Source organism: Pararhodobacter zhoushanensis (assembly GCF_003990445.1).
Lineage (GTDB): Bacteria > Pseudomonadota > Alphaproteobacteria > Rhodobacterales > Rhodobacteraceae > Pararhodobacter > Pararhodobacter zhoushanensis.
The window spans coordinates 475,299-500,995 of record NZ_REEZ01000002.1 but is presented as its reverse complement, the minus strand read 5'-3'; the positions used below and the strand labels follow the sequence as shown (position 1 = coordinate 500,995).

Sequence of the window (25,697 nt, the reverse complement as noted above, 5' to 3'; positions counted from 1 at the left end):
GTTCAGTCCCTAGGGGAGCAGCCGTTGCAGCCGAAAGAATGCCATCAACATCAAGAGCAGGGTAAGCAGCCCGATACTGTCCCCTATGACCTGGGTGACAATCGTTGGTAGCAGCTGATCCGAATACAGCGTCTCGCCCGGCAACAGGATCAACCCTGCCGCGTTCACAAGTGACGCCAGGAACCCGGCTGTGAGCAGGTCGCGGTAGAGCTTGCCGTCCCTGCGCTGTGGAGCGAAGAACGCGCCGCGTCCGCACATGGCCAGAATGGCAAACGCCACATAGGCCGCGAATGCCGACACCAGCAGTTGCGGAATCGCGTCAAAGGACAGGTTCTTGCCGTAAATAAACTGCGTTGTCAGGAGCTGCGCCAGGAACACCGCAGGGACAGCCTTTTCCCGGTAGAACCAGATCGCAATCACCCGGACGCCATGCGGCAGATAGCACAGGCTGCCTTGCGGCGTGACCTCAGGCAGGAGCAACGCCTGTACCGGCGTCAGCACCGCGAACACCACAATGGCGGCTGCGACATAGCACAGCACGATCTCGGAAACGGTTTTCAGCTTCAACACTCGCAAGCCCTTCTGCGCCTCACGCCCTGCCATCCATGATTCAGCGCGCTTTTTTAGCGCGAAAATTGCCCGGTAATTGGCAGTGTTGGTTGCTGGGTCGTGCGAAACGCCTGGCAGAACGACGACAACCGCGCAGCAAATGCGGTCACGTTCGCTTAGGAATGCAACCAGATTTGGCCAGAATCCACCCAAAAGTGACGTTCAGCAGCGCACCTTGCTCAGTCGCGCCGCTGTTTATACTGGTAACGATAGCCGTACCCGTAACCATACCCATAGCCGTAGCCATACCCTGCCTTGGCCTTTTTGGGGTCAAAGCCGTTCAGAATGGCACCGCTCATTTTCGAGCCCGCGGCTTCGAAAGCCTTCAGCGCCGCCGTGATTTCACCGGGCAGCGTGACAACGTGACGCGCCACCAGAATCGTGGTGCCGACCGAATGGCTGACGATAACCGGATCGGTCACGGCAAGGATGGGCGGGCAGTCAAAGACCGACAGGTCAAAGTAGCTGTCCAGTGTCGTCACCAGCGTCGCAAGGTTGTCGCGCATCAGCAGTTCAGACGGGTTGGGCGGGTATTTCCCGGTCGGCAGGAAATACAGGTTCTCCACAGGCCCGCGCACGAGGCAGCTTTCGAGATCGGCATCGCCGGCCAGAATATCCGCCAGTCCCGGCCGGTTGCGCTCGACCCCGAAATAGCGCCGCAGGTTGCCGCGCCGCAGGTCGGCGTCGATCAGACAGATGCGCTGCCCAGCCTGCGCGGCAATGACGGCGAGGTTGACGGCAGTAAAACTTTTACCAGCCTCGGGGTGCGTACTGGTGATCGCCAGGGACCGGCTTTTCGCGTCCAGCATGCCGAAATGCAGGCTGGTGCGCAGCGAGCGGAAGGCCTCGACGGCCAGATCGGTGGGCTCGGTGATGGCAAGAACGCCAAGCGAATCGCGCCGGTTGCCGTGGGTGTCGCCCTTGGCCGAGTAGTTGATGGTGGCAAAGACCGGCAGGCCGAGCTGCTCGATGTCCGAGGCGTCCTGAACGCCCTTGTGCATCCAGTTGCGTACCAGAACGACGCAAATGCCGAGTGCCAGACCCAGAATCAGCGACACAAGCAGCACGCGCGCCTTTCTGGGGGCAGTCGGGAAGCGCCCGGCAGCTGCCGAATCGACAATCCGCACGTTGCCGACCGTGCTGGCGCGAAGAACTTCGACTTCCTGCTGCCGGGTCAGCAGCTCGGTGTAGATCCGCTGCGCCAACTCGACGTTGCGGCTGAGGTTGAGGATCTCGCGCTGGGTTTCGGGCAGATCGCCGGCCTGCGAACGCAGATCTGCCAGACGCAGTTCAAGGCGCTGGCGGTCTTCGAGCAGCTGGCGATAGACCGGGTGGCTGGTGGTATAGCGCTGGCTGACTTCATCTTCCTGACGCTGCAATTCGGCCAGCTGGCTTTCGACCGTGTTGATCTGCGTGAGGATGTTCTGCGTCTCGAAGGTCAGGTCGATGGCGACCTGACGCTGGCGGTAATCGTTGAGAGCCGCCTCAGCCTGACGCAGTGTCGATTCGGCCTGCGGGAGCTGGGTGTTGATGAAATCGAGGCTGCTTTGCGCTTCGGCGGCGCTGCGCGAGATGTTCTGCTGCACATAGGATTGTGTCACCGCGTTCAGGATACGAACGTTCTCGCCGCGGTTGCCGCCCATGAACCGCACTTCAAGGATGCCTGAACCACGGCCTCGTTCCGATACGGCAATCTGGGCGCGGATGCTGTTGATGGCGGTCAGTTCGTCTATCTGCGAGATCACATACTGCCGCCCCGACCGAGCATTGAGGCTTTCGACATGAATGGCGAAATTGTCTGCTTCCAGCGACAAAAGCGTGCCCACGGTGCCGGACACTTCCTGCCCGTCGGGCAGCGTCAGCGCATAGCCGTCGTCGGTTACTTCCAGCTCAATCTCGCGATTGAGCCAGCGCGGAGGGACAGAAAGCAAGGCCAGTGTCAGCGAATCACCAGCGCGCGCGTAGCTCGACAGGAAGCCGATTTCGGGGATCGGCAGCGAATGGCGCGCAAGGATTTCGCCGATCAAGGGCGCTTTCACCGACGTCACGCGCCAATCAAGGTTCAGATCCGCCACCACGCGGCCAAGGACCATACGCGAGCGGAGCACCTCCATTTCGGTGGCGCTTTGGGGCGAGTTGTCCACCAGATCCTGCATCGCCGAGGGCAGTGCCAGCTGTCCCGAGCGCTCTTCGAGCTGAAGCAGAGCGTCAGCCTGAAAGGTTGGGGGCGTGCGCGCGAACTGAAAGGCACCGGCCATCAGCGCCAGCACCGTAAAGGTTGCGATGATGATCTTGCCCTTCCACGCCGTGAGGGCGATCTGCAGAAGGTCAATCTCGTTTTCGTCAATCGCCTGGGGTTCTTTGGCCATTGTCGGGTCTCATTTATGCTGTGGGTGCGCTAATAACACTGCGCTTTATGGGGATATCGATGTAAGCGGTCCGACCCGTCGTCTGGCGTAACGTCAGTTGGTTTGACCGGCTGGGCCAGAAGTTATGACCGACGGTGCCAGTTTGGCGGCCCAGTCTTGGGCACCGTCGTGGATCAAGAGAAAAACGGCTTCGTGGAAGTCTTTGGAGCGGCGATACGGATCAGCGATTCCCTTGGCGCCGCTCCATTGGTCAAAGAGGAATACCTTGCCCGACAACGCCGGAGAGGTTCGGGCAATTTCAATCCTGTGGGCCGGTTCCATGACCAAAATCAGGTCATGGTCGCGACCCATGTCGTTGGTGAACCGCCGTGCCTGATGGCCGTCCAGCGAGACGCCACGCTTCGCGGCGACGGCAAAGGTTTCAGTGTCGGCGGGGTGGCCGACGACGGCATGCAGACCGGCAGAGGTAACACTGATCTGTGCGCCACGCTTGTCGAGTTCAGCCTGCAAGAGCCGTTCGCCCAACGGCGAACGGCAAATATTGCCAACGCAGACCACAAGGACCGACTCGATCTTCATCCCGGCCGACCGATCAGTTCGAGATCGTGTCGATGGCATCGATAGCGCGGACCGACGGCAGCAAGCGGGTGATGGTGTCGTTCCAGCGTTGCAAGGGCGAGCGGACGACATAGACCACATCGCCGGGTTCGAGCACAAAGCGCGTGCCCAGCAACAGCCCGGTGGGCGAACTGGTGTCGAGCTGGAACACCCGCGGGCGGGCCTCGGTCATGCGAAAGACGAAGATCCCGCGCATATCGGCACGCGGCGCGGCAAGACCGCCCAGCCGCGTGACGGCTTGTGTCAGCGTGACCGGCTCAAGCGACAGGTCGATCGCATCGGGGCGCGCGACTTCACCCAGGAAATAGGCTTCCTGCGCCAGTCGGCGCGGCACGCTGACCACGTCGCCATTGCGCAGAACCGGGTTGTTCTGCACGATGCCTGCGCGCAGGAATCCTTGCACATCAACAGGATAAACCTGACCGCTGCGTTGGACGGTCACGGCCCGCAGGTCCGCTGTATCCGACGCGCCGCCAGCGGCGTTGATCGCTTCAATCAGGGTCAGCGGAACGGTCGTCAACGGCTGACGGTTGGGTGCGCTGACTTCGCCGGACACGACGACGCCTTGCGAGTTGAACGCTGCGACGCGGACATCGACCTGCGGATCAGGGATGAAACGGCTCAGTCGCTGGGTGAGATCGTCGCGGATCTGCTCGGGTGGGCGGCCGCGCGCGGTGACTGCACCGACGAAGGGATAGTTGATGGTCCCGTCGCTCTGCACGCGAAAGCCGCTTTCGGCCGAGGACCGGTTCTCGCCCTCGGGCAGGGTCAGTTCCGGGTGATCGAAGACGATCACCGACAGAATGTCGCCGGTCCCAACCAGATAGTTCCAGCTGCGTCCGCTGGGCAGTGCGGTGCCCGCATAGCCGCGCGTCGGCTCTGAGAAAGACGCGATGTTGCTGGCGTTCAGGTGGATGATTTCGACCTGCTCGGTCATCGAGCGCTGCGCATCGGCGGAAACCGGAAAGCGCAGGTAGCCGTCCGAACAGCCGGCAAGGCCAAGCGTTGCGCACAAAAGCACCGCTAGCGCGCGCTTTGCCTCGATCCGGCGGGGTGCCGTCATTGCAGAAGCGATCTGCATGGGCGGGTCATTCGGGAAAAGGTAAGTCACTCGCGGCTGTCCTTCAAACTGTCGATTGCTGCCCATGTGTTTGCGGGACTGATGCCCGTTCTATCGCGCCCATTGAAACGGGGCGTTCTCCTCAGCCGCGGCGCGCAGCAATTGACGATTGCGCGTGTCCAGCAACTCGATGAGTTGCGCGACAAGCTCTTCGTTCAGCTGAAGCGTCCACTTGCTTTTCTTTTCATGTTCAAGGAATTGCACCAGCCCGTCATCACGACGCTCGCGGATGAATTTCAGCAGCGCTGAATTTCCCAGATACCGCGTCCCGACCGAATCTATGGTGTTATAGACGCCTTCGTTGCTGCCATTTTTATATCGCGCGAGCAGAAGTAATAACTCCCATGTGGTGGGATTTCTTCTGAAAAGAGAAAGCCCGCGCGATTGGGCGACTTCGCGCTCGAAGTTGAGCTCGATGTTGACGATTTTTTGGTGTTCCATTTAGAATTGCAACCTGCACTTTGCTGAATAGACCGCAAGCACGAGTCTTCTCTCGCAATTGCAATCGAACACCGGGCTTATTCACGTTTATCGACCCGTAATTTTGCAAGGCGCATCTTGTGCGACTTGCAAGATGACGCGGATCGAAGCGTCTGGTTGCCCTCGATCGCTCTGCGTTCCTCGCATTATTCAAGTGTTCACCTACTGGCGGCACATAAACACAACCGTGAGGAGAAAGTATCAGCAAAATAAGCCGATAATGCCGGCCTTAGCGGCAAAAAAGGGCGACAAAAAGCACCCTCAAAAGATGTAGGTATTAGAAGTGTGCAATCTAGGGTAGTATACTTTTAAGCGAACTAGCGCGACAACCTTATCCAGTGAGGCTTTTAATGGCCGGGCTGTTGTGGCGCACTTGTATTTTGCATCGAGATTAGTCTGCGGGCGAAGTAGTAAGTTTTTATTCTGCCCAGTCTTCAGGCGATTTGCAATTATAAAGCACATACTCACCCGGTTGAGCAAGGGCTGACCCCAAAAACAATACCGCGAGTGAGGTAGTTCGACATGGAAACGTCACATTTGACGATCTCGGCAATCGCAGCATTTGCGCTGTCGCTATTGCTATGCATGGCGCTGGTGGGGCTATCGCGGACGCGGTGGCGCTCATTGGTGCGCCAGGGGGATCTCGGCGCGGTGCAAGCTGCGCATTCCTCCCCGACGCCCCGGGTTGGTGGGGCTGCTATTATCTTCGGTTACTTGCTTGGCTGCGCAATTGCGTATTTCAGCGGTGGCACTTTGTGGCTGCTTTTGATGGTCGCGGTGGTTCCGCTGTTTGTTTCTGGCGGGGCAGAGGATCTGGGTTTCCGGGTCTCACCCGCCGGTCGGCTGGCAGCGGCCGTGCTTTCGTCGGCTCTGGCGGTGATCCTGACCGGGGCCTGGATCGGACACACGGGTCTCTACGTGCTGGACCCGCTGTTCGCCTGGAGCCCGTTCGCCGTGGTGATCACCGTCGTCGCCGCCGCGACCATCTCGCATGCGTTCAACCTGATCGACGGATTGAACGGTCTGTCGGGGTCGACGGCGATTCTGGCCAGCGGTGGTATCGCTGCGACGGCCTTTCTGGTCGGTGATACCGAAATCGCCATGATGGGGGTGTTGCTGGCCGCCGCGACGATGGGCTTTCTGGTGCTGAACTTCCCGTCCGGCAAGATTTTCCTGGGCGACGCCGGTGCGTACACGCTTGGCTTCCTGCTGGCCTGGATGGGGATCGCGCTGATCTCGCGCAACCCTGACGTGGCGCCGATCTCTGTGGTGATGGTCATGTTCTGGCCGCTGGCGGATCTCTCGCTTGCGATCTATCGCCGCTACCGCTGCAACCTGCCTGTGTCTCACCCGGACCGGTTGCACTTTCACCAGATCGTCATGCGTGGGCTCGAGATCTGCGTGCTGGGGCGCGGCCGCCGGTCGGTGGCGAACCCGATGGCAACGCTGGTTCTGCTGCCGCTGATTGCCACGCCGGTGGTTGTGGGTGTCCTGATGCACGATCTGCCGCGTCTTTCCTTCTTGGCGCTGGTGGCCTGCCTTGCGGCGTTCTTCGGGATTTACGGTCTGGGGATGCGCCTTGCGACCAGTCGCGCGCGGTCGTCGCTGATGTCGTCCCTGACGTCCCCGCGTGGCCGTGTCTTGGGCCGAGCTTGATCCGGCGGATTTGACCGGAACGGAAGATGATTTCTCATGTTTGACGATGCCAGCTGGCTTGAGGCTGCAGCGCAACGTGTCGGCGGAGGGGATACCCTCCGCTGGTTTCTGGCGCAGCTGAAGCCGAATTCCCTGTCGATCGCGACGAAGAACCTGAACAGGCAGGGCTTTCGGTCGTTCGCTCCCCAGACAATCGAGACGCGCCGCTTTGGCCATCAGTTCAGAACGCAGCAGCGCCCGCTTTTCCCCGGCTACGTTTTCGTGTCGCTGGATACCACTCAGGGGCACTGGCGGGCTGTAAACAGCACCTATGGTGTCACCAAGCTTGTCGCTTTTGGCGGCAAGCCAAAGCCTGTCCCGCGTGGTCTGGTCGAGCAGCTCGCCTTGCGGTGTGATGCGCAGGGTCAGCTTCTGCCGTCCGAGGCCCTGACACCGGGCGACCGGGTGCTGGTCACACACGGACCCTTCGTCGATGTGGTGGCCGATGTGGAGACGATTGAGCCGGATCGCCGGGTGTGGATCCTGCTGGACCTGATGGGGCAGCAAACCCGCGTTCAGGTTGACCGGGAAACGCTAAAGCGCGCCTGAGCGCGCTTTAGTTCCGGGGTTTTCGGGCGACGATCTTTTGATACCGGACCGCTCCGCGATCCGGGTCGGGCTGCGTGCCGCCGCCAAAGCACACATGGTAGCCCAGCAGCCCGGCGACGGTATTGCGGGCCAGATGCCGCGGCATCACCTTGAGGGCCAGACGCCATTTCAGGTCGGTGAAGGCCTTCATCGAGCGGCGGTGCAACGAGGACAGCCCGGTCAGCGTCTTTGCCGTCAGGTCGTCACTGGCCGTCAGATCCAGCCCGGCTTTGACAAAGGCCCGTTCCCAGGCGCCATCGGTGTGAAAGCCGCGCGTGACGGCGGTGGTGATCTCGTACAGGCGCGTCGCGGTCACGCTGTCGGCGGGAAGGCTGTCGAAATTGTCCCGGCGATGGGCATCAAACAGGATAATCTGCCCGCCGGGCCGCAAATGCTGCGCGATCTGAGCGGCGACACGGTTGAGATTGGTCGCGTAGCACAGGGTTTCCACCGCCAGAATGACGTCAAAGCTGCCCAGATCCCGCGGCAGGTCTTCGAAGCTGGCGCATTGGAAGCGGGCATTGGGCAGGCCTTGTGCCTTGAGCGTTGCGCGTTTGACGTGCTCGGGCATGAGGTCGATGGCGACAAAGTCGACATCCGGGTGGCTCTCGGCCAGATGCAGCGTGTTCGCGCCAAGGCCGCAGCCCAGTTCCAGCACCCGTTGACCCGTCCCGACACCCAGCAGCTTGCTGACCGCGCTCGCTTGCGCGAAAAACGCCTGCTTTTCGGTGTTGGCCGTGTCGTGGAGCGCGACATGCATGCACTGCCACTGGTTATAGAGCGACGCATATCCCGGCAAGGATTGTCGGTAATAAGTGTCGACAATCGGAATGCCGGTGTCGGCCAGAATTCTCTGGATACCAAAGGCGCCGTCAACATATCCCAGCGACGTGGCCAGTGTTTGACGGACCATGCCGTCGGTCGCGTCCGGCTGGGGCGGCGTATAGAGGGCGGTTTGGTTCAGATTGACGTTCATGACTCAGGACAGGTTCACTTGCAAAGAGGGCATGGTTCCCGACCGGTCAGGGTCGAAGCGAAAACGCCACCGCGCCGGGGCGCGATGACAGGCAGGCAAACGCCGTGCGACGTTGGGCGCGGGTTGCGCTTAGCAGCTGCTGACGGCGGTCGACACGCAGGCGCCGATCGGCGTGGTGCCGGGTGCAGCCCCCCCGACCGTCGACACAACCGTCGAGGCTACGGACGTTGCCCCGCTCGACGAGACATCCCCCGCAAGGCTGGCGGTCGGTGCTGCGATCAGGGTTGCGAGGATGAGGGCGATGGTGGTTTTCATGAGCTCAGTTCCCGAACAGGTTGAAGGCATAGCCAAAGTCAAAGCCGATCCCGCGACGGTCGGAATCATCGAGGTTGCGCAGCGACAGCTGGACCACGGCATTGGGCATGAAGGACGGGAAATAGCTGACACCGATCGAGTTGTTGTCGCCATAGACCCCGGCGCTGACCGCCCATTCCTCATTGATCCCGACGCCAAGCCCCAGAATCCCCTGCACGTCCTGCGCCATGTTCAGATCATTCGCCACGCCGACGCTGATCATGTAGGGCCGGGTTTCGCTGCCGGTGACAAAGCTGGCGACCAGTGAACCGCCGATCTCGCGCGCGGATGCGGTGCCGTAGGCTCCGACACCCGACACCGTTGCGTTGATCGAGCCATAGCCGTTGGTCAGTCGGAACTGCCGGTGCGCCGAGAGGTTGAAATAACCCGAATCGCCGAAATCATCGTCGAGCGAGGTGATGTCGGCGCTGATCCCGAAGCCGATGGCGTTAACCGCGTCACCAAAGCCCAGGGCAATGCCGATATCACCATCAACGTCGATGGGCGGGTGATAGGGGCCGTAAAGCCCCGAGAGCGAAACACCAAGGATGCCGTTCGCCATGCCGAAGCCCGAGGGCAACGACGTGATGGCCGCACGGGTTTGCGCTTGGGCGAAGCCGGGGGCGATCACCAGTGCGATCGCGATGAGGGATGCTCTTGTCGCTGACATGGGGCTCTGTTCCTTTGGCGCATTCCGCGCTCATTGCTGCGTCTGCGAGATTTGAATATACGAGGCTTTGTATTGCAATTAACGTTCCGTCACTTTGCGAATTAACGGCGCGTGTGAGGCTATAAATACACTCAGGTAAAATCGGCAAAATAGAGCGATACAGCGCGGTTGTGCCGCGTCGAAGGGTGGGGCGGGGCGGTGGGCCGTCCCGGGGGTGTGACCGGGACCGGCGCGGCGGGGCGTTGCGGGCGTCAGGATCGTCGCTGAATGCCCGAAATTAAGGTGATCAGGTGCGAAACTGGCGGATCTTTGACAGGTTCTTCATCGCAAGAGTCGAGATCCCGCCCACCCGGTTGCGGCGGATCGCGTGGAAATCTTCCCCCATCTTCTGACGGATCTTGGCCAGATTGCGGTTGCTCACACCGCCGAGGCGCATTTTGTAAAGCACCTCGGGGATATAGACCGATTTTTGCATCGTTTGCGAAAAGTACCGCAGGATGAAATCGTAATCAGCAGAGATGCCGAATTTAATATCGTAAGCGCCGTAGTGTTCGTAAACCTCGCGCCGCAGATACAGCGTCGGATGGGCGGGCATCCAGCCGCGTTTCAGGCGCTCGCGATGGAAGGGGCCGGTCGACCAGTGACGAATGACGCGCGAGGTGTCTGCCTGGGAAACATAGTCCAGATCGCTGAAAACGGCCTCGACCGCGGGGTCTTCGAAGGCAGCGGCGATCTGTTCCAGAACGCCGTCATGCGCCAGAAAGTCGTCGCTGTGAATAAAGCCAACCACATCGCCGGTTGCGTTGCGGATGCCCTTGTTCAGCGCGTCATAGATGCCGCCGTCCGGCTCGCTTATCAGCCGCATGCGGTCATGGGATGCGTTCCGGATCGCGGCCAGAGAGCCATCCTTCGAGTTGCCTTCGACGATGACATGCTCAATGTCGCCATGGGTCTGGCGCGCGACACTGGCAATCGCGGCGCCAACGGTCGCCTCGGCGTTATAGACGGCAGTGATGACAGAGATTTTCAAGAGCGGGCCTTTTTAGCAAAGTGCGACGTGGTCATGCGCGGTCGTCCCTGCGCAAAGCACGCAAGGCTGGCCGTATTCCGAGCGGGCACTCCATCCGAGGCACAAGCGCTACGGGCTGTGCTCATCTGGTAAAATGGGAGGCAAAAACGTGGTGGTATCCAGTGCTATAAAAGCCGGATCGCGGTGCGATTTATACCATCCATAATGGGCGACAATTCAGGTTGCCTGCGCTGCCGGGCGCTTGGTCTGGACCCGCGCACGGGCTTCAGGCCGGGTTTGCCAGCTTGTCTGAGATCGCGGCGGCGCCCTGCATGACGGCTTTTGCGACGGCCATGGCGTCGCTTGCGTTGAGGGCGGTGTCGTGCTGCGTCAGGCATAACGCGCCAATAGGCATGCGGCTGCCGTCGATGATCGGGGCCGAGGTGCCGTTGACCCCCGCCGTCACCTCGCCGCGGGAATGGGCGAAGCCCTGGCGTTTGATCTTGCGCAGGTTGGTGAGCACGGCCTCGGTGGTTTCACCAAAGCCCGAGGCGCGAAAATCGCTCAGCAGGCTCTCGACCAGGGGCAGCGCCTTGCGGCGCGGCAGGGCCGCGATGATCGCCCGGGCGGTCGAGCCGTGGCTCATGCCCATCGGCTGGCCGCGCATATAGCCGACCATGGGCGCTTGCGGCGTGGTTTCGTGATGAATGCAGACCATGCGATTGCGATACCAGCGTATCAACATCGCCGTTCCTTTGAATTGCGCGGCCAATTCCGCCGCGACCTGCGTTCCCGCCAGGATAAGCGGATCAGACATGCGCAGCAGGTGGTCCAGTTCAACCACACGCGGGCCCAGCAAATAGCGTCCCGGCGGCAGCGAGCTGACGAGCCCTGCGTCGGTCAGTATTTTAAGGTAGCGATACAGTGTCGGACGGGTGTAGCCGAAAAAATCGATCAGCTCGTCCGCAGTCCATTCGTATTGTTCGTCACTGAAGACGGACAGGATCGATAACATGCGTTCCAGACTGTTGGTGTCGCCCATGACAATAGACACTCCGCCTAAATATGCGGGAACTAGCTAGGCTCTTGACGGGCCGTTGCCAGAGTTGATCATGGTTTTAGTCGGAAAATATAGATATTTTTTACAGCTTTTTTGCCGAGATACAATTCACGCATCGCCAAGTGTCGTTCCCTTGGTCTGAACCAACCTGTCGGCGGTGGTTCCGGCGCTGCAAGCTCTGCGCAAACCTCGGCAGATCGGTGCGCAGTGTTTCCTTTTTGGGCGGTGGCGCGGTAGAGATCAGAGCAACAACGAGCGTGGCAGGGCAGCGATGAACGAACAGACATCTTCAGCACAAACCAGCCGCGCGCCGGCCATCGATCTTGCGCGGGGCATCGCGCTGATCGGCATGGCGGTGTTCCATTTCACCTTTGATCTGGAGTTCTTCCACCTGATCGCGCCGGGCACGATCACCAGCCTGCCGTGGATCGTGTTCGCGCGGACCGTGGCGGGCAGTTTCGTGTTTCTGGCCGGCGTCTCGCTGGTCATGGCCGCGCGCGGCGGGATGCGCTGGCCGTCCTTCTGGCGCTCGACCGCTGTGGTGGCGGTGGCGGCGCTGGGGGTCACGGTGGCGACGTGGTTCGCGATCCGTCCGGCCTTTGTGTTCTTTGGCATCCTGCACATGATCGTTGTGGGGCGGCTGTTGGGGCTGGCTTTCCTGCGCGTGCCGCCGGTGCTGACGGCGGTCATCGGCGTGGCGGTCTGGGCGCTGCCGTATCTGGTGCAATCCCCGATGTTCAATGCGCGCTGGATGGCGTGGATCGGCTTTGCTGAGGTCCAGCCGTTCAGCATGGATCTGGAGCCGGTCTTCCCGTGGTTCGGGCCGTTCCTGCTGGGCATGGCCATGGCCGGGCTGGCGCAGGCTTGGCTGCGGGGCGGGGTGCTAGTGAACCCCGTTTTGCGCGGGCTGGCATGGGCCGGGCGACATAGCCTCGCGATTTACCTCATCCACCAGCCGGTGCTGCTGGGCTCGCTATGGCTGTTCTTCGGCTGAGCGCGGCGCGCCGATGTTTTCGGGCGCGACGGCGACGGTCTTGATCACCGCGTGACAGCGGACACCGGGGCCAAGCCCCAAAGCCGTGGCCGAGCGCCCGGTGATCCGCGCGAGCAGGCGACCGGCGGGCGTATCGAGCGAGACCATCGCGCCCGGCCCGTCGCCCGCGCGGACCTCAACCACCACACCGGGCAGGATGTTGAGCGCGGACAGCCCTTCGGGCCGGGCGCGCGACAGGATGACGTCATGCGCGGCGATCCGCAGGCGCAGGGTGCTGCCGGGGGCTTGCGCGACATGGGGCAGGAAGAGGGGGTGGCCGCCCGCGTCCAGCTCGCTCAACCCGTCATCGTGGTGGTGCCTGACCGTCGCCAGCAGCAGCGCGCCCGCCTCCCGCGCGCCCAAAGGGGTGACCGAGGGGTCGCCCAGCACCTCGGCGGCGGGGCCTTGGCGGATCACGCGGCCGTGGTCCAGCACGACAACCGTTGTTGCCAGCCGTGCCACTTCCGCCGCCGAGTGGCTGACGTAGAGGATCGGCACCTCGCCGCGCAGGCGCTCGAAATAGGGCAGGATCTCGGCCTTGCGGGCCTCGTCCAGTGCCGCAAGGGGTTCGTCGGCAAGGATCAGACCGGGCGAGGCCAGCAGCGCCCGCCCGATCGCGACGCGCTGCTTTTCGCCGCCCGACAGCGCGGCGGGGCGGCGCTCAAGCAGCGGGCCGATGCCCAGCATCTCGACCACGCGGGACAGGTCGGCGCGGGGGGCGGTGCGGGGAGCAAACCAGCGGCCGTAAGCCAAGTTCTGGCGCACGCTCAGATGCGGGAACAGGCGGCCTTCCTGAAACACATAGCCTAGACGGCGTTTATGCGGCGGCAGGCAGACGCCCGCCTTGCTGTCAAACAGCACATGATCGTCCACGGCGATCCGCCCGGCCTGCGGGCGCAGCAGACCGGCGACGGCGTTGATCAGCGTGGTCTTGCCCGAGCCTGAGCGGCCAAAGAGCACGGTGATGCCCGGCGGAGCCTCGAACGCGACATCCAGCGTGAAATCGCCCTGGGCGTGGGTGATCTGAACCGAAACGCTCATGCCCCGTTCACCCGTTTCTGTACCCGCCGCGCCAGCACCTCGGACGCGATCAGCGCGCCCATGGCCAGCACAATGGACACCAGCACCAGCCGCAGGGCCGAGGCTTCACCGCCCGGCACCTGCAGGAAGGCGTAGATGGCTGAGGGCAGCGTCTGCGTCTGGCCGGGGATGTTCGAGACAAAGGTGATCGTCGCGCCGAACTCGCCCATCGCCTTGGCGAAGCCCAGCACCGCCCCGGCCAGCACACCGGGCAGGATCAGTGGCAGCGTGACGGTCAGGAAGACCCACAGACGCGAGGCGCCCAGCGTGGCGGCGGCTTGTTCCAGCTTGGGATCGACCGCCTCGAACGACAGGCGGATGGCGCGGACCATCAGCGGAAAGCCCATGATCGCGGCGGCGAGCGCGGCCCCCGTCCAGCGGAAGGCGAAGACGATGCCGAGGGGTTGGAGCAGTGCGCCAATCGGACCGCGCGTGCCGAACGTCAGCAACAGCAGGTAGCCGGTGACGACGGGGGGCAGGATCAACGGCAGATGGATCAACCCGTTGAGCAGCGATTTCCCCCAGAACTCCCGCCGGGCAAGGGTATGGGCGGCGAGGATGCCAAAAGGCAGCGAGCACAGCGTCGCCCAGATCGCCACCTTGAGCGACAGGGCGACGGCTTGCCATTCCTCAGGGCCCAGCCAGTCCATTCAGCCCCCTGAGGTGAAGCCGTGGCGGGCGAAGATCGCCTGCGCCTCGGGCGTTTGCATCCACGTCAGAAAGGCGGCGGCGGCTTGGGGTTGGGCGGCGTCGGTGGTGACGGCGCCGGGGTAGGTGATCGGCGGGTGGCTGTCCGCGGGGAAGGTCATCACCACGCTGACCTGCGGCTCGGTGGCGGCGTCGGTGGCGTAGACGATGCCGTAAGGGGCCTCGCCAGTGGCGACCAAGGCGAGGGCGGCGCGGACGTTGTCGGTTTGGGCAACCAGCGGCGCGACGGCGTCCCATTGGCCGAGGCTTTCCAGCGCCGCGCGGCCATAGATGCCAGCGGGCACCGCGTCGACCAGCGCCATGGCCAGCCGCCCGTCACCCAGAAGCGCCGGCAGGTCCAGCGTGTCGGGGGACACCGGCGCGGCGATGCCGTGGCCGATAAGCACCAGCGCGTTGCCTAAGACATCGGCACGGGTGGCGGGGTCGATGCGGCCTGCCTGTTCCAGCGTGTCCATCCAGTCGGTGTTGGCCGACACGAACAGATCCGCCGGTGCGCCCGCCTCGATCTGCCGGGCCAGGGCCGACGACCCGGCGAAGACCAGCGTGGCGTGGTCGCCCGAGGTGGCCTCATGCGCGGTCGCTGCCTCGGTCAGGGCATCGCGCAGGCTGGCGGCGGCGAAGATGGTGAAGTCGGTGGCCTGCGCCGGTGAGGCGAGCAGGGCGAGAAGCAGCAGGGCGCGCAGCATGGGGGAGGCTCCAAGTGATATGTTCGGTGAAACATATCGCAAGGAGATGCGGGTCTGGCAAGCGTTATTTCCCATCGGGAATATCGCGCAGCAGCGCGCCGATGGCGGCAATGTCCCCGGCCCCGGCCTGCGCCGCGTGATCCTCGAAACTGCGGAAATGCGCCAGCACCTGCGCGCCCGTCTCGGTCAGCTGCGCGCCGCCGCCCTGCGGACCGCCGCGCGCACTGAGCACCAAGGGCGCGCGAAAGGCTGCGTTCATCTCTTCGACCAGCGACCAGGCCCGCTTGTAACTCATCCCCATCGCCCGCCCGGCGGCCGAGATCGAGCCGAGATCGCGGATCTGCTCAAGCAACTCCGCCTTGCCCGGCCCGAGCATGGCATCCTCGCCAAAGACCAGACGCAGGCGCAAACGGGGAGAGGGGGAGGGCATGGGCATGCCTCTAGATGCCAGCAGGGCAGGGGCGCTGGCAAGCGGGACGTTGGGGTGCCTGAAAAGTGACCGCATGACGGTTCAGGAGGGCAATACTTGTGCATCTGGCAAAACGGCCACCCTAATTGGCCACCGCCTTTTGTCATTGCCGCGCCGCAGCGATATGCCAACAGGCAGAACGCCCAAACTCGCGGCGCCTGGATGATGATGTCCGACCGTCTCTCGATCGTTGTTGTTGAAAAAGACCGCGACCGCGCGATTCAGATCGTCGATGCGCTCAAGGTCACCGATGATTACGACATCTTCGTCATCGCGGATGAGCGCGGGCTGGCCCGCCAGATTGCCGCGCGTGCGCCCGATATTGTGCTGATCGACATCGACAACCCCTCGCGCGATACGCTGGAAGAACTGACGCTGGCCTCAGGCCCGCTGGAACGGCCGGTGGCGATGTTCGTCGGCGGGCAGGCCGGGGGACTGGCGACTGCGGCGATTGAGGCGGGCGTGTCGGCCTATGTGGTGGACGGGCTGTTGCCTGACCGGATCAAGCCGGTGCTCGACACCGCGATTGCCCGGTTTCAGGTGTTCCGCCGGATGCGCACCGAACTTGCTGAGACCCGCAAGGCGCTGGAGGAACGCAAGGTCATCGACCGCGCCAAGGGCATGTTGATGAAGGCGCGTAACCTGAGCGAAGAGCAGGCCTATGCCCTGCTGCGCAAGGCGGCGATGGATCAGGGCAAGAAGGTGGTTGAGGTGGCCGAGGCGCTGGTCACGGCGGCGAGGCTGCTGGGATGAAGACCGTCACGCTGTCTGCCGCCTATATCCCGCTGGTCGATGCGGCGCCGCTGATCGTGGCGCAGGAGATGGGCTTTGCCGAGGCCGAGGGGCTGACGCTGGACCTGATCCGCGCGCCGTCATGGTCGTCGGTGCGCGATATGCTGGCCTTCGGGCGGGTCGATGCGGCGCATCTGCTCTCGCCGGTGCCGGTCGCCATGGCGCTGGGGCTGGGCGGGGTCACGACGCGGCTGGCAGCGGTGTCGGTGCTGTCGGTCAACGGCGATGTCATCTGCGTCAGCACGGCACTGGCCGACAAGCTGCGCGAGACGGGGTTTGCCTTCGACTTTGCCGATGCAACGGCGGCGGGCGAAGCGCTGAGCCGCGTCGTTACCGACACGCTGCGCATCGGCGTGCCCTTCCCGTTTTCGATGCAGGTCGAGCTCTTGATGTACTGGCTGACCGCGCTGGGCATGCCGCGCTCGCGGCTCGATGTGCGCACCATCCCGCCGCCGCTGATGGCGCAGGCGCTGGCTGCCGGTGAGATCGACGCGTTTTGCGTCGGCGAGCCCTGGGGCTCGATCGCGGTCGAGCAGGGGTTCGGGGCGCTGCTGTTGCCCGGCTCGGCGATCTGGGCGTTCTCGCCGGAAAAAGTGCTGGCCGTGCGCGAGGACTGGGCCGAGACCGAGCCGCATCTGACCGACCGGTTGATCCGCGCCGTCTGGCGGGCGGGGCAATGGTTGAGCCGTCCCGACAGCCGCATCACCGCGTCCGAGATCCTGTCGCGGCGTCACTATCTGGATGTCCCCGCCGAGGTCATCGATCGCAGCTTTGAGGGCCGTCTGGTCCTCTCGCCGCGCGGTGAGCAGCGCGCGGTGCCGCAGTTTCAGGTGTTCCACGACGGGCTTGCCACCTTCCCGTGGCGCAGTCAGGCCGCGTGGATCGCGCGGCAGCTGGCGCTGCGCGCGGGTCTGAACCCGCAATCGGCCATGCACGCCGGGCGCGGGGTCTATCGCTCGGATCTGTACCGCCGCGCCGTGCGCTCGCTGGGTGCCGATCTGCCCGGCGCGTCGGAAAAGCTGGAGGGCGCGATTGCCGCCCCGGTGACGCAGGCCGCCGTCGAGGGCAGCGTGCATCTGATGAAGGATCTGTTCTTCGATGGCCGCATCTTTGATCCCGGCCAGCCCTGACGCCTAAATTTCGGGCAGAGGCACAGGGTTTTTCTGCGTCGCAGCGATACCGGTGTGAGCGCAGCAAAACACGGATTGCGAATCATGCCCGGCTGAGGAATCGTTAAAGAGTGGAGGCAAAGGCGTCTCCGAAAGAACCTCTTCCCATTGATTGGGACCCTGAGCACAGCCGCTCGACACCCTTGCCCCTCCCGCAAGGTCTGTCAGCGGCTGTTTTTCTTTTTCTCGCTCTCATTCCGTATCCGAGCCCCGCTTCTGGATGCCAGGAAAGGACACGACTCCATGAACCGTCTTTTTGCCGCCCTCATCGCCACCACGGCCCTGACCGGCACGGCCTGTGCCCAGGATCTTGAGATCGACGAGCTGACATTTGGCTTCATCAAGCTGACCGACATGGCCCCCCTCGCCATCGCCTATGAGCGCGGATATTTCGAGGACGAGGGCCTGTATGTGACGCTGGAAGCGCAGGCCAACTGGCGGGTTTTGCTGGATGGTGTGATCTCGGGCACCCTGCAGGGCGCGCATATGCTGGCCGGTCAGCCGCTGGCCGCGACCATCGGCTACGGGACCGAGGCGCATATCGTCACGCCCTTCTCGATGGACCTGAACGGCAACGGCATCACCGTGTCGAACGAGGTCTGGGAGATGATGCTACCCAGCCTGCCCCTGATGGAAAACGGCCTGCCGCAGCACCCGATCAGCGCCTCGGCTTTGGTGCCGGTGGTCGAGGACTTCCGCGATCAGGGACGCCGGTTCGACATGGGCATGGTCTATCCCGTCTCGACCCATAATTACGAGCTGCGCTACTGGCTGGCCGCTGGCGGTCTGAACCCGGGGCTGTACAGCCCTGAGGATAGCTCGGGCCAGATCGGCGCGGATGTGTTCCTATCGGTGACCCCGCCGCCGCAGATGCCCGCCACGCTCGAGGCCGGCACGATCAGCGGCTATTGCGTCGGTGAGCCGTGGAACCAAGCCGCCGTGCAGCGCGGTATCGGCGTGCCGGTGATCACCGATTACGAGATCTGGCCGAACAACCCCGAGAAAGTCTTTGGCCTGCGCGCCGATTTCGTCGAGGACTACCCCAACACCACGCGCGCCATCGTGCGCGCTCTGATCCGCGCCGCGATCTGGCTGGATGCCGACGACAACGCCAACCGGATGGAGGCGGTCGAGATCCTCAGCCGTCCGACCTATGTTGGTGCGGATGCGGCGGTGATCGCGGCGTCGATGACCGGCACGTTTGAATACGCCCCGGGCGACGTGCGCGATGTGCCTGATTTCAACGTGTTCTTCCGCTATAACGCAACCTATCCCTATTATTCCGACGCCATCTGGTACCTGACCCAGATGCGCCGCTGGGGCCAGATCGCCGAAGCGCACCCGGATCAGTGGTACACCGACGTCGCCGCCAGCGTGTACCGTCCCGACATCTATCTGGACGCTGCGCGCAGCCTCGTGGATGAGGGTCTGGCCAATGCCGCCGACTTCCCCTGGGATACCGACGGGTTCCGCGAACCGGTCAACACGCTGATCGACGCAGTGCCCTACGACGGCCGGACCCCCAACGCCTATATCGACAGCTTTTCCATCGGTCTGACCGGCGAACAGCAGCTCGTTGACGGCGCGGTTCAGGGCTGAGCCCCGGCCTTGAAGGGCGCGCCCGACCTGCGCCCTTCGACACCCCTCGAAAATCCCGTGCCTGCCCCGGCCCTGATCGAAAGGACCCCCGATGACGACGATAGATCCGCAATTCGCCGCCGACGCTGCCCGCGAAGCCCGTCGCGCCCGGCTCTTTACCCGCATCAATACGCTCGACAGCTGGTTGAAAGTCTTCGGGCTGGCCTGGATCACGCCGATCCTGCGGGCCGTCGCCGGGGACAACCCGCGCGGCCAGATGAAAGAGGTCTGGCGCCTGCTGGGCGTGCCCTTGCTGGCCATCGCGGTCTTCCTGATGCTGTGGTCCGCTCTGGCGCCGCGTGTGCAAACCTCGCTGGGCGCGATCCCCGGCCCGATGCAGGTCTGGGAGCAGGTCGAGAACCTGCACGCCGACCACGTCCGCACGATGGCCGACGCCGACGCGTTCTATGCCCGGCAAGACGAGCGCAACGCCACCCGCATCGCCAATGGCGACGAGCCGCGCTATCGGACGTTTACCGGCGCACCGACCTATTACCAGCAAATCTGGACCTCGATCAAAACCGTGTTCTTCGGCTTTGTGCTGGGCACCGTGATTGCCGTGCCGATGGGCATCGCTGCCGGTCTGTCGCCGACCGCCAATTCGGCGATGAACCCGCTGATCCAGATCTTCAAACCCGTCTCGCCGCTGGCCTGGCTGCCCATCGTGTCGATTGTGGTTTCCGCGCTCTACACCGCCGATGACGGCTGGTTTTCCAAGAGCTTCCTGATTTCCGCGATCACCGTGACGCTGTGTTCGCTGTGGCCGACGATCATCAACACCGCGCTGGGCGTGGCATCCATCGACAAGGATCTGGTGAATGTCTCCAAGGTGCTCAAGATGAGCACCTGGACCAAGATCACCAAGCTGGTCCTGCCCTCGTCCCTGCCGCTGATCTTCACCGGGCTGCGCCTGTCGCTGGGCGTGGGCTGGATGGTGCTGATCGCCGCCGAGATGCTGGCGCAGAACCCGGGCTTGGGCAAATTCGTCTGGGACGAGTTCCAGAACGGCTCGTCGCAGTCGCTGGCCAAGATCATGGTCGCGGTCTTCACCATCGGCATCATCGGCTTCCTGCTGGATCGGCTGATGTTCGCGATCCAGTCGATGTTCACGTTCTCGAACAATCGGTGATCCCCATGAACATTCTTGAATTGCGCAATGTGTCCAAGGGTTTCGGTGAGGGTACTCACCGGGCTGAGGTGCTGCCGAACATTGATCTGGCCATCGCGGATGGCGAATTCGTGGCGATCCTGGGTTTTTCGGGCACCGGCAAATCGACCTTGATGAACCTGATGGCCGGGCTGACCTTGCCCGACAAGGGCGAGGTTCTGTTCAAGGGCAAGCCGGTCGACGGGCCGGGGCCGGAGCGCGGGCTGGTGTTTCAAAGCTATTCGCTGATGCCCTGGCTGACCGTGCGCGGCAACGTGGCGCTGGCGGTGGATGCGGTGAACCCCAAGCTGTCAAAGGCCGAGCGGGCCGCGAAGGTCGCGCATTACGTCAAGATGGTGGGCCTTGGTCACGCGATGGAGCGCCGCCCGGCCGAGCTGTCGGGTGGCATGCGCCAGCGCGTCGCCGTCGCTCGCGCCTTGGCGCTGAACCCCGAGATCCTGCTGCTGGACGAGCCGCTCTCGGCGCTGGATGCGCTGACCCGCGCCAAGCTGGCGGATGAGATCGAGCGGATCTGGGAGCAGGACAAGAAAACCTGCGTGCTGATCACCAACGATGTGGATGAGGCCATTCTACTGGCCGACCGCATCATCCCGCTGAACCCCGATGGCACGCTGGGCACCGAATTTGCCGTCACCTTGCCGCGCCCGCGCGACCGGGGCGCGATGAACCACGACGCTGGTTTCAAACGCCTGCGCGCGCAGATCACCACCTATCTGATGGACGTCGGGATCGAGAGCAAGATCGAGGGTTCGCGCATCCTGCCGAACGTGACGCCGATTCATGGCATGGCCGGGGACGTGCCGCAGTTGGTGGCCGATGCTGCGGCCTCGCCGCTCACCGACCGCTATCTGGAGTTCTGGAACCTGCACAAGGTCTACCCGACCGCCAAGGGCCCGCTCACCGTGGTCGAAGACTTCAACCTCAAGGTCAACAAGGGCGAGTTCATCAGCCTGATCGGCCATTCGGGCTGCGGCAAATCCACTGTGCTGACCATGGCGGCGGGGCTGAATGCGATCTCGAAGGGCGTGATCACGCTGGACAACCGCACGGTTGAAGGGGCCGACCCCGAGCGCGCCGTGGTCTTCCAGTCGCCCAGCCTGTTCCCGTGGCTGACCGCCAAGGAAAACGTCGCTGTGGGCGTGGACCGGGTCTATCCCCGCGCCAGCACCGCCGAGCGGCAGGAGGTGGTGGAATACTATCTTGAGCGCGTGGGTCTGGGTGACAGCATGGACCGCGCCGCCAGCGAGATGTCGAACGGCATGCGCCAACGCGTCGGCATCGCCCGCGCCTTTGCGCTCAGCCCCAAGCTGCTGCTGCTCGATGAGCCCTTCGGCATGCTCGACAGCCTGACCCGGTGGGAGCTGCAAGAGGTTCTGATGGAGGTCTGGTCGCGCACCAAGGTCACTGCCATCTGCGTCACGCATGACGTCGATGAGGCGATCATGCTGGCCGACCGGGTGGTGATGATGACCAACGGCCCGCAGGCGACCATCGGCAAGGTGATGAGCGTCGATCTGCCCCGCCCGCGCACCCGCAAGGCGCTGCTCGAGCACGCGGATTACTACCTGTATCGCGAGCAGGTGTTGAGCTTCCTTGAAGACTACGAGGGCGGCGCGCGCCCGATTGAAAAACCGGCGGCGCAAGCGGCACCTAAATCCCAGGAGGCCGCGTGATGGATGTGACGCTCGACCCGCAGGCGCGGACCTTTATCGAGGTCGCCGAAGTCTGGGTGCCGCAAGAGGGCCGTCTGGTCCACGCGCAGGGCAGCTATGGCGCGCTCGACGGCTTCGCCGAAGCCTCAGCCCGCGAGAGCTTTGCCAAGGGCGAAGGTCTGCCCGGCAAGGCCTGGGCCGAGGCGCGGCCCGTGGTGCTCAAGGCTTTCGACGGCTCGTATTTCAAGCGGGCCGAGGCCGCGAAAGAGGCGGGCCTGACCGCCGCCGTCGCCATCCCGGTCTTTGCCGGTGCCGAGCTGAAAGCGGTGCTGGTGGTGCTCTGCGCCGATGACGCCGAGCGGATCGGCGCGATCGAGGTCTGGGCCGAGACTGACGGCCTTCTGATGCTGGAAGACGGCTATTTCGGTGCCGCCAAGCATTTCGAATGGGTTAGCCAGCACACGCATTTCCCCATCGGGCAGGGTCTGCCCGGCGGCGTCTGGGCGGCGCGCACGCCGATGCTGATGCGCGATCTGGGCTCGGGCTATCGCTTTGTGCGCGCCGAAAGCGCCGGCAAAGCAGGGCTGACCACCGGGCTGGGCCTGCCGGTCCCGGTGCCCGGCAGCAAGACCTATGTGCTGACGCTGCTGTCGGCGCGCGGCACGCCGCTGGCCCGCCGGTTCGAGATCTGGGACGCCCGCAGCGCCCGGGTCGGCAAGACCGGTGCGGCGCTGCTGGTCGATGGCACCTGCGCGCGCGACGGCAGGCTGTGGGACGCCGACAACCCCCGCCGCGCCGCCGCGTGGGAGGGCCCCATCGGCACCGTTCTGGGTAACGGTCTGCCGTTGGTTCTGGCGGGCAATCCGGCGCAGACCGCGGGTTACGACTCGCTGGTGGCGCTTCCCATCCATCAGGCAGGCGAACTGGCGTTCGTCATCGCCTGGTATTGCTGAGGGCTGAACATGAAAAAACTGGTCGTTATCGGTGCTGGCATGGCCTCGGGCCGGATGCTGGAAGAGCTGTTCGACACCGCGCCCGGTGCCTATGCGGTGACGCTGTTCAACGCCGAGCCGCGCGGCAACTACAACCGCATCATGCTGTCGCCGGTGTTGTCGGGCGAGAAAAGCTATGCCGAGATCGTCACCCATGACGATGCCTGGTACGCGGCGAACGCGGTGACCTGTCGCTTTGGCGAGGCGGTCACCCGCATCGACCGAGCGCGCAAGGTGGTGGTCGGCGCGCAGGGCGAGGTGCCTTATGACCAGCTGGTGATCGCCACCGGCTCGGCCCCGTTCATCATTCCGGTGCCGGGGCGTGATCTGCCCGGCGTGATCACCTACCGCGATCTCGACGATACCAACGCGATGATCGAGGCCTCGGGCAAGGGCGGCAGCGCGGTGGTGATCGGCGGCGGGCTCTTGGGGCTTGAGGCTGCCGCGGGCCTGCGCTTGCGCGGGATGGAGGTGACCGTGCTGCACCTCAGCGGGCATCTGATGGAGCGCCAGCTGGACGAGGCCGCAGGCTTCCTTTTGCGCCGCGATCTGGAGCACCGGGGCATCAAGGTGATGACCAAGGCCTCGACCACCGCGATCCTGGGCGACGACCGGGTCGAGGCGGTTCTGCTCGAGGATGGCACGACCTTGCCCGCCGATCTGGTGGTGATGGCCGTCGGCATCCGACCCGAAACCCGGCTTGCCACGGATGCCGGGCTTGAGGTGGCGCGCGGTATCGCCATCGACGCGCAGATGCGGACCTCGGACCCGGACATCTTTGCGGTCGGTGAGTGCGTTGATTTCAATGGGCAATTGTTCGGTCTGGTCGCCCCGCTCTATGATCAGGCCAAAGTTTTGGCGCAGACGCTGCTGGGGGCCGAGGCGGTCTTTGTGCCCAAAGAGCTGTCCACCAAGCTCAAGGTCACCGGCTGCGATCTGTTCAGCGCCGGGGATTTCGCCGAAGGCCCCAACCGCGAGGACATCGTGTTCCGCGATCCGGGGCGCGGCGTCTACAAGCGGCTGGTGATCGAGGACGACGCGATCATCGGCGCGGTGATGTATGGCGACACCGCCGACAGCAACTGGTTCTTCGGCCAGATCCGCGACGGCGCCGACATCAGCACCCTGCGCGACACGCTGATCTTTGGCCCGGCGTTTCAGGGGGGTGCTCCGGTGGACCCTATGGCGGCCGTTGCAGCCTTACCGCCTGAGGCGGAGATTTGCGGCTGCAACGGCGTCTGCAAGGGCACCATCGTCGCCGCGATCAACGGCGGGGCCAGCGATCTGGCCGCCGTCAAGGCGCAGACCAAGGCCAGCGCGTCCTGTGGCACCTGCACCGGGCTGGTCGAGCAGGTTCTGGCCTCGACCCTGGGCGACAGATTCACCCGCAAGGCCGTGCAGCCGGTCTGTGGCTGCACCGAGTTGACGCATGAGGATCTGCGCCGCCTGATCAAGTCGCAATCGCTCAAATCCATGCCCGCTGTCTGGCAGGCCGGGGCGTGGAAGACGCCCGACGGCTGCCACGTCTGCCGCCCGGCGCTCAACTTCTACCTGCTGGCCGACTGGCCGCTGGAGTATCGCGACGACCTGCAAAGCCGCTTCATCAACGAGCGCAAACACGCGAATATCCAGAAGGACGGTACCTTCAGCGTGATGCCGCGCATGTGGGGCGGGATCACCACGCCGGATGAGCTGCGCGCGATTGCCGACGCCGCCGATAAATTCGCTGTGCCGACGGTCAAGGTAACGGGCGGTCAGCGCATCGACCTGCTGGGCGTGAAATCCGAGGATCTGCCGGCGATCTGGGCTGATCTGAACGCGGCCGGGATGGTCTCGGGGCATGCGTATTCCAAGGGCCTGAGGACGGTGAAAACCTGTGTAGGGACCGATCATTGCCGGTTTGGCACGCAGGATTCGACCGGGTTGGGGATCAAGCTGGAAAAGGCGCTGTGGGGGTCGTGGACGCCGCACAAGGTCAAGCTGGCGGTCTCGGGCTGCCCGCGCAACTGCGCCGAGGCGACCTGCAAGGATGTTGGCATCATCTGCGTCGACAGCGGGTTCCAGATCGGTGTCGCGGGGGCCGCGGGGATGGATCTGAAAGAGACCGAGCGTCTGGGGCAGGTCGAAACCGAGGAAGAGGCGATTGCGCTGACCATCGCCTTTGTCCAGCTTTATCGGGAAAACGCGAAATATCTGGACCGGCCCTATAAATGGGTCGCCAAGGTGGGGCTGGACTGGGTGAAAGAGCGGGTCGTGGACGATCTGGCCGAACGCCAGCGCCTGATCGACGCCTTCGCCGTCTCGCAATCGGTCTATCAGAAAGACCCGTGGGCCGAGCACGTCCGCGAGCGGTCCGAGCAGTACAAACCCGTCAACTTGTCCGGCTTCGCCGCCGAATGATCCTTTTGCCGCAGGAGAAACCCATGACCACCTGGATCGACATCGGCCCCCTCGACGCCATCCCGCCGCGCGGCGCGCGCAAGGTGACGACGCCGCTGGGTTGCGTCGCCGTGTTCCGCACCGGCGCGGATGAGGTCTACGCGCTCGAAAACCGCTGCCCGCATAAGGGCGGGCCGCTGGCGGACGGCATCGTGCACGGGCATGCGGTGACCTGCCCGCTGCACAACTGGGTCTTCGACTTCACCACCGGCGAGGCCCAAGGCGCCGACACTGGCCGCGTCGCCACTTATCCGGCGCGGGTTGAGGGCGGGCGCGTGTTGCTGGACGCCGCGCGCCTGCAAGCCCGTTCACAGGCCGCCTGA

Annotated in this window: 25 protein-coding genes; 11 read left to right on the top strand and 14 right to left on the bottom strand. The window is 63.8% G+C overall.

Annotation, left to right across the window (positions count from 1 at the left end; translation table 11 throughout):
* Positions 1 to 9 precede the first annotated feature (9 nt).
* The 5 genes from EAE28_RS07150 to EAE28_RS07130 all read right to left on the bottom strand — a co-directional run bounded on the left by EAE28_RS07150 (position 10) and on the right by EAE28_RS07130 (position 5,157).
* The gene (locus EAE28_RS07150) at positions 10 to 762 is read right to left on the bottom strand and encodes a hypothetical protein (RefSeq protein ID WP_127105140.1); all 753 of its coding nucleotides are present in this window, start codon (positions 760 to 762) and stop codon (positions 10 to 12) included.
* 26 nt (positions 763 to 788) lie between these two features.
* Positions 789 to 2,978, bottom strand: coding sequence for a polysaccharide biosynthesis tyrosine autokinase (locus EAE28_RS07145; protein ID WP_127105139.1), 2,190 nt, complete (start codon positions 2,976 to 2,978; stop codon positions 789 to 791).
* A gap of 93 nt (positions 2,979 to 3,071) precedes the next feature.
* Positions 3,072 to 3,557, bottom strand: coding sequence for a low molecular weight protein-tyrosine-phosphatase (locus EAE28_RS07140; RefSeq protein WP_127105138.1), 486 nt, complete (start codon positions 3,555 to 3,557; stop codon positions 3,072 to 3,074).
* Positions 3,558 to 3,570: 13 nt separating this feature from the next.
* The gene (locus EAE28_RS07135) at positions 3,571 to 4,677 is read right to left on the bottom strand and encodes a polysaccharide biosynthesis/export family protein (RefSeq protein ID WP_246022300.1); all 1,107 of its coding nucleotides are present in this window, start codon (positions 4,675 to 4,677) and stop codon (positions 3,571 to 3,573) included.
* Positions 4,678 to 4,767: 90 nt separating this feature from the next.
* On the bottom strand, positions 4,768 to 5,157 hold the full coding sequence (locus tag EAE28_RS07130; protein ID WP_127105137.1) for a hypothetical protein: 390 nt from the start codon (positions 5,155 to 5,157) through the stop codon (positions 4,768 to 4,770).
* An 807-nt stretch (positions 5,158 to 5,964) separates the two neighbouring features.
* Here EAE28_RS07130 and EAE28_RS07125 point away from each other — a divergent pair.
* Together EAE28_RS07125 and nusG are read left to right on the top strand one after the other, a co-directional pair.
* A complete protein-coding gene (locus tag EAE28_RS07125) occupies positions 5,965 to 6,852 on the top strand; it encodes an MraY family glycosyltransferase (RefSeq protein WP_164736567.1) in 888 nt (295 codons plus the stop codon).
* A gap of 36 nt (positions 6,853 to 6,888) precedes the next feature.
* Positions 6,889 to 7,440 (top strand): transcription termination/antitermination protein NusG, encoded by a 552-nt coding sequence (gene nusG, locus EAE28_RS07120; RefSeq protein WP_127105135.1) that lies wholly within the window; start codon positions 6,889 to 6,891, stop codon positions 7,438 to 7,440.
* 7 nt (positions 7,441 to 7,447) lie between these two features.
* On the opposite strand, the gene EAE28_RS07115 is transcribed toward nusG, so the two are convergent.
* The 5 genes from EAE28_RS07115 to EAE28_RS07095 all read right to left on the bottom strand — a co-directional run bounded on the left by EAE28_RS07115 (position 7,448) and on the right by EAE28_RS07095 (position 11,530).
* Positions 7,448 to 8,455 (bottom strand): class I SAM-dependent methyltransferase, encoded by a 1,008-nt coding sequence (locus EAE28_RS07115; protein ID WP_127105134.1) that lies wholly within the window; start codon positions 8,453 to 8,455, stop codon positions 7,448 to 7,450.
* A 129-nt stretch (positions 8,456 to 8,584) separates the two neighbouring features.
* Positions 8,585 to 8,770, bottom strand: coding sequence for a hypothetical protein (locus EAE28_RS07110; protein ID WP_127105133.1), 186 nt, complete (start codon positions 8,768 to 8,770; stop codon positions 8,585 to 8,587).
* Between the two features lie 4 nt (positions 8,771 to 8,774).
* Entirely contained in the window at positions 8,775 to 9,479 is a 705-nt protein-coding gene (locus EAE28_RS07105; RefSeq protein ID WP_127105132.1) for a hypothetical protein, read from the bottom strand.
* Positions 9,480 to 9,765: 286 nt separating this feature from the next.
* Entirely contained in the window at positions 9,766 to 10,509 is a 744-nt protein-coding gene (locus EAE28_RS07100; protein ID WP_127105131.1) for a glycosyltransferase family 2 protein, read from the bottom strand.
* 265 nt (positions 10,510 to 10,774) lie between these two features.
* A complete protein-coding gene (locus tag EAE28_RS07095) occupies positions 10,775 to 11,530 on the bottom strand; it encodes an IclR family transcriptional regulator (RefSeq protein ID WP_127105130.1) in 756 nt (251 codons plus the stop codon).
* Positions 11,531 to 11,819: 289 nt separating this feature from the next.
* Here EAE28_RS07095 and EAE28_RS07090 point away from each other — a divergent pair, with 289 nt between their 5' ends.
* Positions 11,820 to 12,542 carry an acetyltransferase domain-containing protein gene (locus tag EAE28_RS07090; RefSeq protein ID WP_127105129.1) on the top strand — a complete coding sequence of 241 codons (723 nt, stop codon included), beginning with the start codon at positions 11,820 to 11,822 and terminating at the stop codon, positions 12,540 to 12,542.
* Here EAE28_RS07090 and modC read toward each other — a convergent pair.
* From modC to EAE28_RS07070, 4 genes are all read right to left on the bottom strand, one after another.
* Positions 12,522 to 13,622, bottom strand: a complete 1,101-nt coding sequence (gene modC, locus EAE28_RS07085) for a molybdenum ABC transporter ATP-binding protein (RefSeq protein ID WP_127105128.1) — start codon at positions 13,620 to 13,622, stop codon at positions 12,522 to 12,524. The two genes, EAE28_RS07090 and modC, sit on opposite strands and share 21 nt — an antisense overlap.
* Complete coding sequence (modB, locus tag EAE28_RS07080; RefSeq protein WP_127105127.1) at positions 13,619 to 14,311, bottom strand: molybdate ABC transporter permease subunit; 693 nt, start codon at positions 14,309 to 14,311, stop codon at positions 13,619 to 13,621. Before modB ends, modC begins: the two co-directional genes overlap by 4 nt.
* Positions 14,312 to 15,055: a molybdate ABC transporter substrate-binding protein gene (modA, locus tag EAE28_RS07075; protein WP_127105126.1), complete on the bottom strand. Its 744-nt coding sequence runs from the start codon at positions 15,053 to 15,055 to the stop codon at positions 14,312 to 14,314. It lies immediately after the preceding gene.
* Positions 15,056 to 15,119: 64 nt separating this feature from the next.
* Complete coding sequence (locus tag EAE28_RS07070; RefSeq protein WP_246022299.1) at positions 15,120 to 15,491, bottom strand: winged helix-turn-helix domain-containing protein; 372 nt, start codon at positions 15,489 to 15,491, stop codon at positions 15,120 to 15,122.
* 201 nt (positions 15,492 to 15,692) lie between these two features.
* Here EAE28_RS07070 and EAE28_RS07065 point away from each other — a divergent pair, with 201 nt between their 5' ends.
* The 8 genes from EAE28_RS07065 (at position 15,693) to nirD (ending at position 25,697) form a co-directional block, all read left to right on the top strand.
* Entirely contained in the window at positions 15,693 to 16,277 is a 585-nt protein-coding gene (locus EAE28_RS07065) for an ANTAR domain-containing response regulator (protein ID WP_127105125.1), read from the top strand.
* On the top strand, positions 16,274 to 17,446 hold the full coding sequence (locus EAE28_RS07060) for an ABC transporter substrate-binding protein (protein ID WP_127105124.1): 1,173 nt from the start codon (positions 16,274 to 16,276) through the stop codon (positions 17,444 to 17,446). Before EAE28_RS07065 ends, EAE28_RS07060 begins: the two co-directional genes overlap by 4 nt.
* A 282-nt stretch (positions 17,447 to 17,728) precedes the next feature.
* A complete protein-coding gene (locus tag EAE28_RS07055) occupies positions 17,729 to 19,084 on the top strand; it encodes a CmpA/NrtA family ABC transporter substrate-binding protein (RefSeq protein ID WP_127105123.1) in 1,356 nt (451 codons plus the stop codon).
* A 91-nt stretch (positions 19,085 to 19,175) separates the two neighbouring features.
* Positions 19,176 to 20,252, top strand: coding sequence for an ABC transporter permease (locus tag EAE28_RS07050; RefSeq protein WP_127105122.1), 1,077 nt, complete (start codon positions 19,176 to 19,178; stop codon positions 20,250 to 20,252).
* Between the two features lie 5 nt (positions 20,253 to 20,257).
* Positions 20,258 to 21,964 (top strand): ABC transporter ATP-binding protein, encoded by a 1,707-nt coding sequence (locus EAE28_RS07045; protein WP_127105121.1) that lies wholly within the window; start codon positions 20,258 to 20,260, stop codon positions 21,962 to 21,964.
* Positions 21,964 to 22,896 carry a GAF domain-containing protein gene (locus tag EAE28_RS07040; protein WP_127105120.1) on the top strand — a complete coding sequence of 311 codons (933 nt, stop codon included), beginning with the start codon at positions 21,964 to 21,966 and terminating at the stop codon, positions 22,894 to 22,896. The genes EAE28_RS07045 and EAE28_RS07040 overlap by 1 nt, the downstream gene beginning before the upstream one ends.
* Before the next feature lie 9 nt (positions 22,897 to 22,905).
* Entirely contained in the window at positions 22,906 to 25,335 is a 2,430-nt protein-coding gene (nirB, locus tag EAE28_RS07035; RefSeq protein WP_127105119.1) for a nitrite reductase large subunit NirB, read from the top strand.
* A gap of 23 nt (positions 25,336 to 25,358) precedes the next feature.
* A complete protein-coding gene (gene nirD / locus EAE28_RS07030; RefSeq protein ID WP_127105118.1) occupies positions 25,359 to 25,697 on the top strand; it encodes a nitrite reductase small subunit NirD in 339 nt (112 codons plus the stop codon).